Here is a 15,551-nt window from a genome sequence, read left to right as displayed (position 1 = left end):
TTTGCTCCACAATAGCGGCCATGAAAGTCTCGCCCATGGACCTCACCATCAGGATTTACACATTGCGAAAACTGCCCCTTCTCGCCGCCCTGCTTTGCAGCCTTGCCTCGGCGCAAGCGGCCGGGCCTTCATCGACCGCACCCGCCACAACCGCCGCGCCAGCGCAGCACCCCATCGTGGGAACCTGGACCTGGACACTGCCGGGCAGGCAATGCGCTGAAACCTGGCAATACCGCACCAATGGCACATGGCTGGGAACGAGCGGTGAGGAAGTCACGCAGGGCGACTACGAAATACCGTCCAAACCTGGCCTGCTGGGCTTTTACCAGGTGGTCGAGACCGTGACAAATGGAAACGGCAAACGGGACTGCTCGGGCGATTTGCATGAGGCATCGGACGAGCGCGTCACCCGGTTCATCCAGTTCAGCCCAAAGCTCGACCAGTTCATCGTCTGCAAAGCCGAGTCGCTGCAGGCCTGCTTTGGGCCTGTGAAGCGGGTGCCGGGATAGCCCTTCGACCAGGGTCCAGCCCGAACGATATTCAGCTCATTGCGCGCCGATCAGCGACTGCAGAACACCCGGCTGGAAATGCTGGTCCAGGTAATCGGCCAGCGCCTCAAACACTGAATCGAGTGTGGGCGTGGTGGCGCCAAACAGCGCCTGCAGCACACGCGGGTCTTCAAACATGCCGTGCAAATACAAGCCCAGCACATTGCCTGCGGCGTTTTGCCAGGCCAGGCCTTCCGGCATCACCGGCCCGGCGATGTCGCCAGCCGCCGCCATGGCCGCATGCGGGGCCGTCTGGCCGTGGTGGATTTCATAGCCCTGCACTTCAACGCCTGACAAGGCTGCCCACTGCCCACGCAACTCGCCGAAAGCGGCCTGCCTGTGCTGCACGGTCTTGGCTTCATCGAACACCGTCACGACGGCCAGCAAACCCAGGCCGGGGCCATTGCCGTCGATGCCGTGCGGGTCGATCAGCGCTTCGCCCAGCATTTGCAGGCCGCCGCAAATGCCCAGCACCGCGCCACCTCTGCCGGCGTGGGCGGCAATGGCCTGGTCCAGCCCTTGCGCACGCAGCCAGGCCAGGTCGCCGCTGGTGTGTTTGGAGCCCGGCAGAATGATCCAGTCCGCGTCCATCAACTCGGCCGGGCTGCGCACCCATTTCAGGCGCACACCGGGCACGTTTTTAAGCGGCTGAAATTCATCGAGGTTGCTGATGCGCGGATAGGCGATGACCGCGATCACGGCGGGCGCCGCCCCAGCCGCCGGGCCGCCCCAAGGCCGGGCAGCCCCCTCGTGGGGCAGCGAGGACACGCCAGTGCCTAGCATGGGGGCCGTGAAACTGCTGCGGTGATCGAAAACGCCGTCTTCTTCCGGCAGGCCGTGCTGCCACCACATGGGCAATGTGGCCACGGTCGGCACACCGGTGAGGTCTTGCAGCATTTGCGGGCCCGGCGCCAGCAAGGCCTGATCACCGCGAAACTTGTTGAGCACAAAACCTTTGATCAATTTTTTTTCAGCATCATCGAGCATGGCCCAGGTGCCATAGAGATGGGCAAAGGCGCCGCCCCGGTCGATGTCGGTGACCAAGAGGCAGGCCGCGTTGGCGTGCAGCGCCACCCGCATGTTGACGATGTCGCTTGATTTCAGGTTGATCTCGGCCGGCGAACCCGCGCCTTCGATCACCACCACGTCGTTTTCCAGCAGCAACTCGTCAAGCGCCTGGGCCACCACCGGCCAGACCGAGGCACTGCGGCCGCGCCAGGCCATGCGCGACAGTTCGGGGTTGACCTGGCCCATCAGCACCACCTGGCTTTGCGTGTCTTTTTCGGGTTTCAGCAGCAACGGGTTCATGCGCACATCGGGTACGGCGCGCGCTGCCAGCGCCTGGAAGTACTGGGCGCTGCCAATCTCGCCGCCCAGCATGGCCCCCACGCTTGTGGCTACGCCGCTCTTCGAGAACACTCCGTGTACTGCGCTGCCCCCCGAGGGGGCTAATTTTGGCTCCGCCACACTTCGTGAGCCTGGGGGCGGCCCGTCGGAAAATTGCCTTCCGGCAACCACCCGTGCGTTGTTGCTCATGTTTTGGGCCTTGAACGACGCCACCTTCAGGCCCTGACGGGCGTAGTAGCGGCACAGCGCGGTGGCCAGCCAGCTTTTGCCGGCACCGCTGGTGGTGCCTAAAACCATCACGCTTTTTGCTTTTTTTCCGCTCATGCTGCCGTCCTGATGATGTGCTGCCAGGCATTGTGCAATGCGTCCTGGGCGGCGGGTGGCTGCACGCTGATGCGCACATGGCCGGGCAAGCCGAAGGAAGTGGTATCGCGCAGCTTGATGCCCTGGGTGCGCAATTCGGCCAGCACCTGTGGCAAGGCAACGCCCCCCGGCACGGCAGGCCGGGCGCAAAAAAAGTTGGCGTGACTGGGCAGGCAAATCCAGCCTAGGGATTCGCACACCGCCATTTGGCGCGCTTTCCAGTCGCGCAAGGTGTTCAGGCTGCCAGCCAGCCAGGCCTGAACGTCAGGACAGGTCCAGGCCTGCAACATGGCCACACCGTGTGCGCCGACCGGCCACGAGGGGCACAGTTGCTCCAGCGCGATCTCATGCCCATGGGCACCCGCAGGTGCAATGGCATACGCAGCGCGCACACCCGTCAGGCCCAGCGCCTTGTTGGGCGTCCAGAGTTGCCAAAAGCCTTGCAACCGGGCCTCGGACAGCGCCAGCGCGCCCTCAAGGCGCAAGGGCTCGTAAGCTCGGTCCAGCACATTGAAGGCGCAAGTCTCATCCACCAAACCCTCCAGACCGGCCTGCGCCGCGCCCAGCGGGCTGGAAGGCTCGCATGCCCAGCGCAGTTGCGCCTCGCTGGCAAGGTCCGTCACCGCCAGCCGATGCGCCCGGGCCGCCTGCGCATAGTCGCCATAACTGTGCGGCGGCAGCCCAACAAGTTGCCCGCCCTGCTGCGCCACCAACGCCGTGATGCGAAAAATAAATTCACTGGCACTGGCGGCCAGCAGCACGCGCTGCACGTCTACACCATGAAAGGCCGCGAGCTGCCGACGCAGGGCGGTGTAGCTGGCATCGGGGTATTGCGTGGCATCCGCCTGGCTGACGGCGGTTTGCGCCCGAGGGCACGGCCCGCAGGCATTGCTGTTGGTGGAGAAGTCATGCAGCGGCACGCCCTGCGGGTCGGGGCCGCCGTGAATTCGCAGGTATTGCGTTTGCGGGGAACTCATAAGGAAGAATGTGCAACCGCTATAAATATGATAGCTGACAGCGCAAACAACACGAGGGCCAGAACCACTTTTGATGCATGTTTTTGCGCAGAGACGGTGTCTGCTGCCTGTGGCGGTTTGCCCTGGGGGTTGAGCGTGTAAACACCCGGCTTGCGCAGGCTGACGCCCAGCGCCATCGCCATCGCCGCCATGGGCCAGCCGCTGTTGGGCGATGGCGTTTTACCCGCTTCAAGCCGCAAGGTTTTAAAAGGCAAGCCGCCGGCGGCGAGGGCCAGCAGCAAAGCCGTCAGGCGCGCCGGCACCCACGACAGCACATCGTCAGCCCGCGCCGCCCACTTGCCCGCCCACTCCCAATTTTTCCCCTTGTAAACCCCGCGGTAGCCCCACATGGCGTCGGCGGTATTGGCAAAGCGGTAAATGGCGGCACCGGGCAAACCCAGCAGCACAAACCAGAAGATGGGGGCCACCACGGAGTCGTTGAGGTTCTCGGCCAGCGACTCGATCGCGCTTTCGCGCACTTCGCTTTCATCGAGCAGCACGGTGTTGCGGCTGACCAGCCACGACAGGCGCTCGCGCCCGGCTTGCAGCGATTGCTGCAGGGCCGCTTCAACCGCATCGACTTCGGTGCGCAGCATGCGCCAGGCCAGCATGGGCTTGAACAGCACCGCCATGAGCAACGCAGCAATGACCGGGTGCAGGCTGGAGCCCATTTGCTGCTGAGCAAACCAGGCCAGGCCACCTATCAAAGTCGCTCCGGCCAGCCACGCCAAGGCGCCCAGGCCGAATGCCGGGAAGGGCCGCAAATCAGGCAAAAGCCTGCCGCACCACGACAGGTACTTGCCCATGCCCACCACCGGATGCGCCCAGGAAGGCGGTTCGCCCCATGTGGCATCCATGAGCAAAGCCAGCAGCAACGCCGCCGCCATAAGCGGCGCACCGTCACTCATGAGGTACGGCCGGCATGGCCCAGCAGTCCTCAAACACCATGTCGGCCAGCGGCGCACGGTGCGCCCATTTCTCGGCCTGCAGCATGGGCTGGTCATAAAACGCCGGGACCGGGCCCAGGCACAGAACGGCAATGGGTTTGCTGCCTTCGGGCATTTGCAGCAGTTGGGCCAGCTGCAGCGGGCAAAAGATAGACACCCAGCCCATGCCCAGCCCCTCGGCCCGCGCGGCCAGCCAGAGGTTTTGAATGGCGCAGGCGGCAGACGCCAGGTCCATCTCGGGCAGGGTGCGGCGGCCAAAAATATGCTGCTCGCGCCCTGGCGGCAGCGCCACCACCAGCACTTCGGCGGCATCGAGAACGCCCTGCACCTTGAGCTTCATGAACTCGTCTTCACGTTCGCCCAAGGCCTGGGCCGTCAGGACGCGCTCCTGCTCGATCAGCGCATGCAGAGCAGCGCGCAGCGGCTGGCTGCGCACGCGGATAAAGCGCCAGGGCTGCATGAAACCGACGCTGGGTGCATGGTGGGCGGCAGACAGAAGGCGCTGCAACACCTCATCGGCCACCACCCCGCCGCTGAAATGGCGCATGTCGCGCCGCTCGTAAATGGCGCGGTAGACCGCCTGCTGCTCGGCGGCACTGAAGGCGTGGGATTCTGCTGAGACATTCATTGGGACAACCTTCTTCTGTTTCTAATTCGGTGCGAGATTAGGCGCACCGCCGCAGACAGTGCTGTAGCACGGCAAGGCGGGGCAACGACATATCGCATTGGAGTAGAGACAGAATCAATCTTCTATTCCGCGCTGGGCGGGAATGCCGGCATTAAAGGCATGCTTGATCTTGGTCATCTCGGTCACGGTATCGGCCAGCGCGATGATCTCGGGCGGGCAACGGCGGCCGGTAATGACCACGTGCACATCTTTCGGGCGGTCGCGCAGCGTCTGCAGCACATCGTCGAGCGGCATCCAGCCGTAAATCAGCGGATAGGTCAGCTCATCGAGCACCACCATGAAGTACTCACCACTCAAAATGGCGGCTTTGGCTTTTTCCCAGCCGTCGCGTGCCAGCTGCGCCGAGTGTTCCAGGTCCTGGCTTTTCCAGCTGAAACCATCGCCCAGGCCTTCGATGGGAATGCCCAGCTGCTCGAACATGCGGTGCTCGCCAAAGCGGGCACTTGGCACTTTCATGAACTGAAAAATCTTCACGGCCTTGCCGTGGACATGGTGACGCCCCTGCGCGCGCAGGGCCAGACCGAAGGCGGCGGTGCTTTTGCCCTTGCCGTCGCCGGTGTTGACGATGATGAGGCCGCGGCGTTCGCCTTCAGGCTTCTCGTAAGGCTTGTCGGAAGGTGGGGTTTCAATTTGCATGGCAATCACCGGGGAGGTTTGAAATCGGGGCTGAGTTGCACGGTCTCACCAATGATGAGCAAGCCGGGCTGGGGGCCATACGCCGGCGCGCGTGCCACCAGGTCGCGCAGCCCGGTGGCGATGACGCTCTGCGTGGCGCGGGTGCCGTCGCGCACGATGGCAGCGGGGGTATCGGGTGCCAGGCCGTGGGCGATGAGCTGGTGGGCAATCTGCGCCAGGCGCTGTACGCCCATGTAAAAAACACGGGTTTGACCTGGGCGCGCCAAGGCCTGCCAGTCGTGCGTGGCCTCGTCGTCAGCCAGGTGGCCGGGCAGAAAAACACAGCTGCCCGCCAGGTCGCGGTGGGTCAACGGAATACCCGCCGCCGCCGAGCAGCCACTGGCTGCAGTCACCCCCGGCACCACTTCAAAGGCAGTGGCCGCCGCCTGCAGGGCCTGCACCTCTTCGCCCCCGCGCCCAAACACATAGGGGTCACCGCCCTTGAGGCGAACCACGCGCCGCCCCAGGCGCGCATGCTGAACCAGCAGCGCATGGATGCCCTCTTGCGGCACGGCGTGATTGCCCAGGGCCTTGCCCACATACACACGCTGGGCGGCCTCGGGGATCAAAGCCAGGACTTCCGGTGCGATCAGGCGGTCGTGCACCACCACCTCGGCCCGCTGCAGCCGGTCGAGTGCCCGCAGCGTCATCAAATCGGCCGGGCCGGGGCCCGCCCCCACGATAGACACAAACCCGCGGCTGGTTTGCCCCTGTGCCTCAAATGTCATGGCAGTCACCCGGTCCCTGATGAAACACCAGATCAGCCACGGGCTGGCCGCCCACCAGGTGCTGGTCAATGATGCGGTCCATGTTGGCGGGCGTGACGTTGTAGTACCAGGTGCCATCGGGCTGCACACACATGACCGGCCCACCCTTGCAGGCGGCAAAACAGCTCACCCGGCTGCGCTTGACGCGCATCTCGCCGTCGTGCAGCCCGGCCGCCTTGAACTTGTCGCCCAGGCTGTCGAACAGTTCCTGTGACGCACCATCCTGCGTGCAGCGCGGGCCGGTGCAGACCAGCAAATGGCGTTTGTAGCTGCCAATCTTGGGCTTGACCATCTCGCTCATGCTTCCGATTCCTCGGTGCTGGCCACGGCCTCTTCCACCTCGACCGGCGCATTCAGCACCGCTTCGATGTAGTCCGCAGGCAGCTTGTGTTGCTGGGCCAGCGCGGCAATGCTGATGCCCTCCGCATGGTCGGCGCGCAGGTTTTCCATCCAGCCCAAAAGGCCGGTGGACAGCGAGCGCCCCGCCCTTTCCCCAGCGCGGGTGCTGCCGCCATCGTCCAGGTCGTACTTGTTGGCATAGCCGCGCGGCGTGACCATCAGGCCGTGCTGCACAAAGGTGTGGCTGTTGCCGATCAGCACCGTGGTCAGCATGCCGATGTCGCAGTCGCTCATCTTGTCCAGCGTGGTGAACTCGATGCGCTCACGCCTGCGGTAAGCCGACTTGACCACCGCCACCGGCGTATCGGGCTTGCGGTGGCGCAAAAACAGCGCCTGCGCCTGCACGATCTGCTGGGTCCGCCGGCCGCTCTTGGGGTTGTACAGCGCCACCACAAAGTCCGATGCCGCCACCGCGTCAAGCCGGCGTGCAATCACCGGCCAGGGCGTGAGCAGGTCGCTCAGCGAGATGGAGCAAAAGTCGTGTGTCAGGGGGGCGCCCACCAGCGCCGCGCAGGCGTTGATGGCCGAGGCCCCCGGCACCACTTCCACCTGCACGTCGGACTCGGGCGTCCAGCCGGCCTGGAACAGCACCTCGTAGGTGGGCCCGGCCATGCCATACACCCCAGCGTCGCCACTGGAGATGAGTGCCACCTTCTTGCCTTCGCGGGCGCTGGCCAGCGCGTGCACCGCGCGGTCCAGCTCTTCGGTCATGCCTTTGCGCACCACTTCTTTGCCTTCCAGCAAATCGGCCACCAGCTTGATGTAGGTGACGTAGCCCACCACCACATCCGCCTCGGCAATGGCGGCGCGGGCGCGCTGCGTCATATGGTCGTGGCTGCCGGGGCCAATGCCCACCAGCATGATTTTGCCTTTGGGGCTGGTCATGGGTTCACCGCCGTGCCGGCTGAGGCAGACGGCTTCGAACGTTCAAAAGTGGCTTCCAGCACGGGGCGCAGCCAGCGCTGGAACGCCGCGCCGCATACCAGCCCCATGGACGCCCAGAACGACAGCGACACCCAGGTCGTGGCCCAGATGAACTGCGTGCCCAGCTGCTCCAACGCCGCATGCGCCTCGGCACTGAAACCGGCCAAAGGATCGCCATTCAGCTGCGGCGCACCAACCATGAACGGCAGTGCCAGCAACACAGCGGCGGCCACCCAGCGCAGAGGGCTGCGAGTAAAGCCCAGCACCCCGCACGCCAGCGCCGCACTGCCAACCGCCAGTGCCCACCAGACTTGGCGTGCATGCAGCGGTGCGGCTTCCATGCCGGGCACTTCTGCGTGCAGGCCCAGCGAGGGCCAGAGATGAAAGCTGACAAAGCCCGCTGCCGCCACCACGCTTGCCAGGGCCATGGAGCCCATCGCCGCGCCGCGCTGGTACAAGTACGCGCCCATCACCGCAAACACCAGCAGCGCCATGCTGAAGGCGTGCAGGATGTTGGCGACCAGGGTCCAGCCAATGCGCTCGGCACCGTTTTCAGGCTCCCATTCTTTGGCGCTGCCGTGTTCGTGTTCGTGCTCATGTCCATGGGCCACACCTTCGGCGTGGACATGACCTGTCAGTGACGCAACCGGTTCGGGGGCTTCGGCTTTCTGCTCCTCGTAGACCTCGGCGGCCAGAATCAATGGTGCGGCTTGCCAGCGCTGCACGCCGGTTTGCACGCCACCTACCAGCACGGCAGCCGCCAAAGCGGACCAGACCAATCGTTGAAAAATCATGGTGCACTCCTGGCTCAGTGGCAAGGCTTGACCGTGATGTGGCGCACGTCGTGTGCGGCGTTATGCAGCAGCGGGCTTTCGGCAAAAGCCACGCCGTACAGCACGACCAGGCCCAAGGCGGCACCGGCGGCCAATTGCAGCAACAGGCTGCGGGTTGCGCTGACAGGAAGGGAGGTAGAAGAAGATGCAGAAGCTGCGTTCATGGGTTGCTCCATTTCAGGGTTGAGAAACTAAAAAACAATAAAAACAAAAAAAGGTCACGGCGGGAAACCGTGACAGCGGGCCAATGAAACCGTGGCGTTGCGCCCATCGGCGCCCCGGTACTTGTGTTTTTCGACCAGCAGTGCTGTGACGGGAAGCGCTTGCCCCGCTACCCATGCCGCCGACAGCAAGGCCGCGGCTTCGCTGACGGACGGGCTGCCGGTGTACTTGCGCACCGTCTCGGACGGGTTGGGCACGGGCACGGCTGCCAGCTGTTCTGGGGTGTAGAAGGTCAGCGTCCAGCCGTGCTGCGCGGCCAGCGCCAACAGGCCCGGCTCGTCAGCCTTCAGGTCAATGCTGGCGGCCGCCGCGACATCACCCAACCGGGCATCGGCCAGGGCCAGCGCCTCGTCCAGCGCCTGCTGCAGCGTGGCCAGCGGCGTACCGCGGTCGCAGCCCAGGCCCACGGCTACTTGCATCAAGGGGCTGTTCATGCCGCCTGCACTTGCGGCGGGCGGTACACCACCAGGCGCTCGTTCAATTGTTGCCAGCGTTCAGCCGTGACCTCGGCATGGGTAATCCACAGCACTGCCTTGAAGTGGCTCAAATCCACATCATCGAAGCGCTCGAACTTGTGAATCGTGGCGGGCAGCGGCGTAGGCCGGGTCCACCAGTCAGGGCTGCCGGCTTCCTGCACCACGGCAATCGGCTCGCCGTTGACCACATGGGCCGAGACGCGGGTGATGTTGATCTTGGGCGCCTCGACCTTCCAGCCCAGCTCGCGGCCCAGAATGTCCACCGGAATGGTCTTGCCCACATCCGACGCGGTGGTCAGCACGGCGGTTGCGCCCAGCAGCGCGGCCACCTGCTCGGCCATGGCGTTGGCACCGCCCACATGGCCCGACAACACGGGAATGACAAACTGCGCCGCGTCATCCACCACCAGCACGCCGGGGTCTTCGTCCTTGCTCTTCAGGTGCGGCGCTATCAGTCGCACCACCGCGCCCAGCGAGACAAAGAACACCACCTGGTCAAAGTCGGTAAACAGTGTGGCGATTTCGTCACGAAAAGCACCGCTGTAGGCGCGCACCGGGTTGGGCAGGCCGGCCATCAGCGGCGCGAACTTGTCGGCCACGCACACGCTGGCCTGGGGCATTTGGCGCGCCAGCTCTGCCGTTTGCTGGGCGCCGTGTTTGGTGATGGCGACCAGAACAACGCGCACGTCGGCGTTGGTGTCGGGCATAGTGTTGGTGGTCATTCCTGGGTTTCCTCTTCAATTTCAGTGCTTGTTTTCTTGCGGCAGCCGCGCAGCATTTCGCCGCGCTCGCGCTCCGGGTTTTTGACCAGCAGCAGCGACAAATAATTGACCTTGGTGCCTTTGAGTTCGGCCACGTTGTGCACGATGCGCTCTACCGGGGAGCCGGCCTTTTCAATGAAGCGGCTGTGCGCCAGCAGGCCCCGGCGCTCCAGCAGGTCAATCAGATCATCCAGCAGCGGTTTGACTTTCATCAGCACCAGGGTGTCGAAGTCATCCAGCATTTTTTCGACGGCCGCAATGCCGTAAGCAGCGGGCACGATGGCAATCGTGTCGTCCTGCTCGGACAGCGGCATCTGCAACTGGGCGCAGGCGGCGTTGAACGAGGTCACGCCGGGCACGATGTCAATTTGCGCATTGGCATCGAGCTCGCGCAGCACGCGGGCCAGGTAGCAAAAGCTGGCATAGGTAGAGGCATCGCCTTCGACCAGAAACAGCACGTCCTGCCCGGTCGCTAGCAGCGCCTTCACGGTCTCGGCGGCCTTGAGCCAGTGGCGGGCGAGTTTTTCCACGTCGTGCGTCATGGGGAACAGCAGCGACTGGTGTTTTCCGGGCAACGCCAGGCCCGCGCGCAGAGCTATGTCGAGCGCGTAGCTCTCCTTGCGCAGGCTGCGCACCGGGTAGGTCCAGACGGCATCGGGCCGCTCCAGCAAAGCCCAGGCGCGGCGGGTGATGAGGCCAGGGTCACCAGGGCCGAGCGACACGCCGTAGAGTTGACCGGGCTTAACCATGCTGAACTCCCGCTTGGGCGCAGACGATCCACACCGGGTTCTCGGCCGCCATGCGGTGCATGTGCAAAATCGGTTTGCTGCGCGAGGCCTGAAGCTGCAGTACATCCCAGCTGGCGCCCAGGGTCTTGAGCGTTTCGACCGCCGCGCCCAGGTTTTCAATGGTCACGAAATTCATCACCAGCCAGCCGCCGGGTTTGAGGCGCGTCAGGATCAGCGCAATCAACTCGGCCAGTTCACCGCCCGAGCCGCCAATAAACACCGCATCGGGGTCGGCCCAGGCAGCCAGGCCATCGGGGGCCTTGCCGTGCACCAGGGTATGGTTGCTGATGCCCATGGCCTGACGGTTGCGGGCCACGATGCCGCTGTCGTCCACGTTTTTCTCGATGGCATAGACATGGCCCTGGCGGCACAGGCGGGCCGCCTCCAGACCCACCGAGCCCGAGCCCGCGCCGATGTCCCACACCACGCTGTCTGGACGCAGTTGCATGCGCGCCAGCGAAACAGCGCGCACCTCGTTTTTGGTGATCAGGCCCTTCTCGGGATGACGCTGCTCGAAGCTGGCATCGGGCAGGCCGAACAGCACTTGCTGCGTGCGCAATCTGGTGCGCCACAGCAGCACCACGTTCGGGTCGGCGAAAGGCATGTGCGCGGCGGCATGAATGCCGATGCCGCTGACGATGCGTTCCCCAGGCTGGCAAAGGCGCTCGGCCACTGCCATCTCGAAGTCATCCGCCAGGCCTTCCATCACCAGCATGCGGGCGATGCGATCGGGCGTGTTGTCCGGGCTGGTCAGTACCGCCAAACGGTCATGGTGACGGATGTCGCGCATCAGGGCGTACAGGCCGTGGCTGGGGCCAGCACCTTCCACCCAGTCGCCGGCGTCCCGGCTGTGCACGGACGAAAACTTCATGTCATGCCAGGGCAGCCCCAAGCGCGCGCAGGCCAGTTGCAGGGTCGAGACGTTCGGCAGCACCTCCAGCGCCTCGATGCACAGGCGCGATGCCAGATAAGCCGCAATGCCGTGGCACAGCGGGTCGCCGGTGGCCAGCACCACCACGCGCTGGCCTGCCCCCTGCGCAGCGCGCACCCATTCGGGCACTTTTGACAGAGCGCCGGTCAGGTCGCGCTGCTGGGCACTCGGGTGGATCTGCGGCGCGAACAGTTGCAATGTACGCAGGCCGCCTATCACCAGTTGCGCTTGTTGCAGGTGAGCCAGCGCCGTGCGGCCCAGGCTGGCGATGCCATCGTCCAGAACGCCGAGGATACGGCAGCGCTCTATGGTGTTTTCGTTGGTGTTATTCAAGGAGCCTCCGCAATCTTGCGACCATCAAAGTCGCAAACCAGCACTTTCAGTTCAAATTGATCGGGGTAGCGCGTGCGCAGGGTCTGTATAACCCGCCGCGCCAGCGCGGTGTGAAAGGCAGTGCCCAAGCCCAGGGCATCCATGCGCTCGCCGGCATACCGGGCGGTTTCATGGCCGCGAATGGCATCGCACACCTCGGGCGGCGCACCCACGCTCGCGGCCAGTTCGGCCAGCAAGCCGGTATCGACTTCGGCGCGGCCCGCGTGGGTGATGGTCTCGCCCTGGGCGATCTTGGTGAGCTTGCCGACCATGCCGCCAATCACTACTTTTTTCAAACCGGCCTTCACCGCCGCGCCCAAGGCGTAGCGCAAGAAATCACCCATCTGCACAAACGCAGGCTCAGGCAACTCCGGCATTTCTTCCATCACAAACTTTTCGGTACGCCCGCCCGTAGTCAGCACCACCACACCATAGCCCAGCGTGCCGGCCACCTGCACACCCTGCACCACGCTGGCGCGGTAGGCGGCCGTGGAATAAGGCTTGACGATGCCGGTCGTGCCCAAAATGGAGATCCCGCCCAGAATGCCCAGGCGCGCATTCAGCGTCTTCTTGGTCATCTCCTCGCCTTGCGGCACGGAAATCGTCACTTCAAAGCCAGCCTCGTCGAGCAGCGATGCGCCTGCGGCGCGTACATTGGCCTCGATGTTGCGGCGTGGCACCGGGTTGATGGCCGGGCCGCCCACCGCCAGACCCAGGCCCGGCATGGTGACCGTGCCCACGCCAAAGCCACCCGCCAGCAGCACTTGGCCCGGCAGGTCGCGGCGCAGCCGCACATCGGCGGTGAGGTGCGCCTTGTCGGTGCAATCCGGGTCGTCGCCTGCGTCCTTGATGACCATGGCGTGGGCTGATGCGCCCCCTCCCACGCGATCTACGCGGCCATCCTGCACGGCAAAGGTCACCAGGTCGCCATTGGGCAGCAGGCACTCCACCGCGTCAGGCACCCGGCCGGTCACCAGACCGATGACCGCCGCCCGCGCAGCAGCCGCCGAACACGCGCCGGTGGTAAAACCGGTGCGCGTGCCGCGGGGCGGGCCTTTTTCCATCATGCCGCCAGCTCCCTGGCTTCGGCCAAACCGAGCAAGGCGTGGATGGCGGCCACCACCAGGGTGGAGCCGCCCTTGCGGCCGCGGATCACGACCCAGGGCACGTCGGTTTCCAGCGCCATCAAATCCTTGGATTCGGCGGCGGAAACAAAGCCCACCGGCATGCCCACCACCAGCGCCGGACGGGCGCCCTCTTCGTGGATCAGCCGGACCAGCTCGATCAGCGCCGTGGGCGCGTTGCCGATGCCGACGATGGCACCCTCCATCAGGCCCAGCCGGTGCGCCTTGCGCATGGCCTGCACGGCGCGCGTGCTGCCTTCGGCCTTGGCGGCCTCGATCACATCGGGGTCGCTGATGAACTGGTGCGTGCGCATGCCGAAGTGCCCCAGACGCGGCGCCGACAAACCCACGCAGATCATCTCCACATCGGCCACCACGCGGGTAGCGCGCGACAGGATGGCGGCCACGCCCGCATCCACCGCAGCGGGATGGAAATCGGTCAGGCCGTTGAAATCAAAATCAGCATTGGCGTGAATCATGCGGCGCACGATGGGCCACTGGTCGGGGCTGTAGGCATGCGGCCCCACTTCGCGGTCGATCACGGCAAACGAGTCGTGCTCGATGGCCCGGCCTGCCGCGGTGAGCTGCTCGGTGACGGTGTTGACGCTGCTCATGCCTGGGTCGCCCTGGGAGCGTGCTCGTGATGCTCGTGGCCATGGTGATGGTCGTGACCATGGTGGTCGTCATCATGCCGATGCCCTTGCCACTGCGCCGCTTCCGCGCTGACGGGCACTGCCGCCAGGCTGCCATTGAGCAGGCCCTGCACCCGCTCGGCCAGCAGGCCGGCCACCTCGGGCTCGAAGCCAAAGTACGAGCCCAGCGCGAAGCGCACGCCAGGGTATTGCAGCCGCAAATGCGCCACCTGGCGCCCTATGCGCTGGATCAGCGTACCCGTGAACAGGTAGTACGGCAGCACCACGATCTGGCGCAGGCCGATCAGCGCCTGGCGCTGCACCACGCGCTCCAGCCGCGGGGTGGTGATGCCCGTGAAGGCCAGATCGACCAGTTCATGGCGGCTTTCCTCCTGCAGCCAGCGCGCCATCTTGGCCATCTCGCCGTTGGCCAGGCGATCCGACGAACCGCGTCCCAGCAACACCACGCCGGTGCCGCCGGGGTCGGGCATGTCCAGCGCCTGCATGCAATCGCGTAGCTGGCGCTGCAGCACCGCCAGCAGCGGATCGCACACGCCCAGGTGCGGCGCGTAATCAAAGCGCACACCGGGAAAGCGCTGGCGGGCCTGCGCGATGTGCGCCGGGATCTCCATCTTCACGTGGCCGGCCGCGTTGAGGATCAGCGGCACCACGATCACCCGTTGCGCCTGTTGTGCGGCGCGCGCCAGCCCCTGGTCCACGCCGATCTCGGCGAACTCGATGAAACACAGCTCGGTGTGCCATTGCGGGTGGGCCAGGCGCCAGCGCGCGGTAAAGGCCTCGATTTCGTCGTTACCGGCGGGCTCGCGTGAGCCGTGGCCCACCAGCAAAATGGTTGTAGAGGTCATGGGGTCTCCTGGATGAGGTTTGAGACAGGGACGCTGGCGCGCCGGAAGCGGTGCGTGAAACTGGCGTCATACAGCTTCGATTTGGCCAGCGTCGTCCACTGGCGGGCGCCCAGCGTCGGGCTGGCAATGATCATCGACTGGCTGACAATTTTGGCCTCGCGGCACAGATTCTGTATGGTGGCGAGCGTGCCGCGAATGACTTTTTCCTCGCCCGGCCAACTGGCCTTGTGCACCACCACGATGGGTGCATCCGGCGACCAGCCAGCCGCCGTCAATGCCGCCGTCACACGGCTCAAGAGCGTGATGCTCAAGAAGATGCACAGCGTACAGTGGTGCGCGGCCAGCGCCTCCAGCGATTCGCCCTCGGGCATGGGGGTGCGCCCTTCCACCCGGGTGAAGATCACGCTCTGGGTCACTTCGGGCAGGGTCAGGCTCTCCACCGCCGCCGCCGCCGAGGCCATGGCCGACGACACGCCGGGCACCACCTGGATCGCGATGCCGGCGGCGTCCAGGGGCTGCACGAGCTCGATCAATGCGCCATACAAACCGGGGTCGCCGGTTTGCAGGCGCACCACGGTTTCATGCTGGCCGGCCTGCTCTATCAGCCACGCCGACATTTGCTCCAGCGTCATGTCCTTGCTGTCCGCGATGACACAGTCCCTAGGCGCCCAGCGCGTGGCCGCGACGTTGACCAGCGAACCGGCAAACAAAATGGCCCCGGCGCGCTCGATCAGCGCGCGGCCCTTGACGGTGATCAGCTCCGGGTCGCCCGGGCCCGCGCCGACGAACCAGACGGTGCCCGGCGCAGAAGCAGCGCGGCCTGGGTCCATGAGTGGAGTGTCAATCTGCATGATTTATTCCATCTTGAAGTT

Annotated in this window: 19 protein-coding genes; 1 reads left to right on the top strand and 18 read right to left on the bottom strand. The window is 65.1% G+C overall.

Features of this window, described 5'->3' with window-relative positions; genetic code table 11:
* Window positions 1-509 (top strand): hypothetical protein (locus tag PJE01S_RS22750; protein ID WP_339374695.1); only part of this gene is annotated, 509 nt, incomplete at its 5' end.
* A 36-nt stretch (window positions 510-545) separates the two neighbouring features.
* Here PJE01S_RS22750 and PJE01S_RS22745 read toward each other — a convergent pair.
* The 18 genes from PJE01S_RS22745 to cobM form a co-directional block, all read right to left on the bottom strand.
* Entirely contained in the window at window positions 546-2,192 is a 1,647-nt protein-coding gene (locus PJE01S_RS22745) for a cobyric acid synthase (protein WP_084389717.1), read from the bottom strand.
* 23 nt (window positions 2,193-2,215) lie between these two features.
* Window positions 2,216-3,235 carry an aminotransferase class I/II-fold pyridoxal phosphate-dependent enzyme gene (locus tag PJE01S_RS22740; protein ID WP_068836002.1) on the bottom strand — a complete coding sequence of 340 codons (1,020 nt, stop codon included), beginning with the start codon at window positions 3,233-3,235 and terminating at the stop codon, window positions 2,216-2,218.
* A complete protein-coding gene (cbiB, locus tag PJE01S_RS22735) occupies window positions 3,232-4,182 on the bottom strand; it encodes an adenosylcobinamide-phosphate synthase CbiB (RefSeq protein WP_068836001.1) in 951 nt (316 codons plus the stop codon). Before cbiB ends, PJE01S_RS22740 begins: the two co-directional genes overlap by 4 nt.
* A complete protein-coding gene (gene bluB, locus PJE01S_RS22730; RefSeq protein WP_068836000.1) occupies window positions 4,175-4,849 on the bottom strand; it encodes a 5,6-dimethylbenzimidazole synthase in 675 nt (224 codons plus the stop codon). The genes cbiB and bluB overlap by 8 nt, the downstream gene beginning before the upstream one ends.
* Before the next feature lie 114 nt (window positions 4,850-4,963).
* The gene (cobO, locus tag PJE01S_RS22725; protein WP_068836008.1) at window positions 4,964-5,545 is read right to left on the bottom strand and encodes a cob(I)yrinic acid a,c-diamide adenosyltransferase; all 582 of its coding nucleotides are present in this window, start codon (window positions 5,543-5,545) and stop codon (window positions 4,964-4,966) included.
* 5 nt (window positions 5,546-5,550) lie between these two features.
* Window positions 5,551-6,312 carry a uroporphyrinogen-III C-methyltransferase gene (gene cobA / locus PJE01S_RS22720; RefSeq protein WP_068835999.1) on the bottom strand — a complete coding sequence of 254 codons (762 nt, stop codon included), beginning with the start codon at window positions 6,310-6,312 and terminating at the stop codon, window positions 5,551-5,553.
* Window positions 6,302-6,652, bottom strand: a complete 351-nt coding sequence (locus tag PJE01S_RS22715; RefSeq protein WP_068835998.1) for a (2Fe-2S) ferredoxin domain-containing protein — start codon at window positions 6,650-6,652, stop codon at window positions 6,302-6,304. Before PJE01S_RS22715 ends, cobA begins: the two co-directional genes overlap by 11 nt.
* Entirely contained in the window at window positions 6,649-7,635 is a 987-nt protein-coding gene (gene cobJ, locus PJE01S_RS22710; protein WP_084389716.1) for a precorrin-3B C(17)-methyltransferase, read from the bottom strand. The genes PJE01S_RS22715 and cobJ overlap by 4 nt, the downstream gene beginning before the upstream one ends.
* On the bottom strand, window positions 7,632-8,468 hold the full coding sequence (locus PJE01S_RS22705) for a CbtA family protein (protein WP_068835997.1): 837 nt from the start codon (window positions 8,466-8,468) through the stop codon (window positions 7,632-7,634). Before PJE01S_RS22705 ends, cobJ begins: the two co-directional genes overlap by 4 nt.
* Before the next feature lie 14 nt (window positions 8,469-8,482).
* Window positions 8,483-8,671 (bottom strand): CbtB domain-containing protein, encoded by a 189-nt coding sequence (locus PJE01S_RS22700; RefSeq protein WP_068835996.1) that lies wholly within the window; start codon window positions 8,669-8,671, stop codon window positions 8,483-8,485.
* 54 nt (window positions 8,672-8,725) lie between these two features.
* Complete coding sequence (locus tag PJE01S_RS22695) at window positions 8,726-9,163, bottom strand: cobalamin biosynthesis protein (protein ID WP_068835995.1); 438 nt, start codon at window positions 9,161-9,163, stop codon at window positions 8,726-8,728.
* Window positions 9,160-9,927 (bottom strand): cobalamin biosynthesis central domain-containing protein, encoded by a 768-nt coding sequence (locus tag PJE01S_RS22690; RefSeq protein ID WP_068835994.1) that lies wholly within the window; start codon window positions 9,925-9,927, stop codon window positions 9,160-9,162. The genes PJE01S_RS22695 and PJE01S_RS22690 overlap by 4 nt, the downstream gene beginning before the upstream one ends.
* The gene (gene cobI / locus PJE01S_RS22685; protein ID WP_068835993.1) at window positions 9,924-10,715 is read right to left on the bottom strand and encodes a precorrin-2 C(20)-methyltransferase; all 792 of its coding nucleotides are present in this window, start codon (window positions 10,713-10,715) and stop codon (window positions 9,924-9,926) included. Before cobI ends, PJE01S_RS22690 begins: the two co-directional genes overlap by 4 nt.
* Window positions 10,708-12,018 (bottom strand): bifunctional cobalt-precorrin-7 (C(5))-methyltransferase/cobalt-precorrin-6B (C(15))-methyltransferase, encoded by a 1,311-nt coding sequence (locus tag PJE01S_RS22680; RefSeq protein ID WP_068835992.1) that lies wholly within the window; start codon window positions 12,016-12,018, stop codon window positions 10,708-10,710. Before PJE01S_RS22680 ends, cobI begins: the two co-directional genes overlap by 8 nt.
* On the bottom strand, window positions 12,015-13,124 hold the full coding sequence (locus tag PJE01S_RS22675; protein ID WP_068835991.1) for a cobalt-precorrin-5B (C(1))-methyltransferase: 1,110 nt from the start codon (window positions 13,122-13,124) through the stop codon (window positions 12,015-12,017). Before PJE01S_RS22675 ends, PJE01S_RS22680 begins: the two co-directional genes overlap by 4 nt.
* A complete protein-coding gene (locus PJE01S_RS22670; protein WP_068835990.1) occupies window positions 13,121-13,795 on the bottom strand; it encodes a precorrin-8X methylmutase in 675 nt (224 codons plus the stop codon). The genes PJE01S_RS22675 and PJE01S_RS22670 overlap by 4 nt, the downstream gene beginning before the upstream one ends.
* Complete coding sequence (locus PJE01S_RS22665; RefSeq protein WP_068835989.1) at window positions 13,792-14,679, bottom strand: sirohydrochlorin chelatase; 888 nt, start codon at window positions 14,677-14,679, stop codon at window positions 13,792-13,794. Before PJE01S_RS22665 ends, PJE01S_RS22670 begins: the two co-directional genes overlap by 4 nt.
* A complete protein-coding gene (cobM, locus tag PJE01S_RS22660) occupies window positions 14,676-15,530 on the bottom strand; it encodes a precorrin-4 C(11)-methyltransferase (protein WP_068835988.1) in 855 nt (284 codons plus the stop codon). Before cobM ends, PJE01S_RS22665 begins: the two co-directional genes overlap by 4 nt.
* Window positions 15,531-15,551: the final 21 nt, after the last annotated feature.

This window comes from Polaromonas jejuensis NBRC 106434 (assembly GCF_001598235.1).
Classification (GTDB): domain Bacteria; phylum Pseudomonadota; class Gammaproteobacteria; order Burkholderiales; family Burkholderiaceae_C; genus Polaromonas; species Polaromonas jejuensis.
This window is presented reverse-complemented; position numbering and strand designations above follow the sequence as displayed.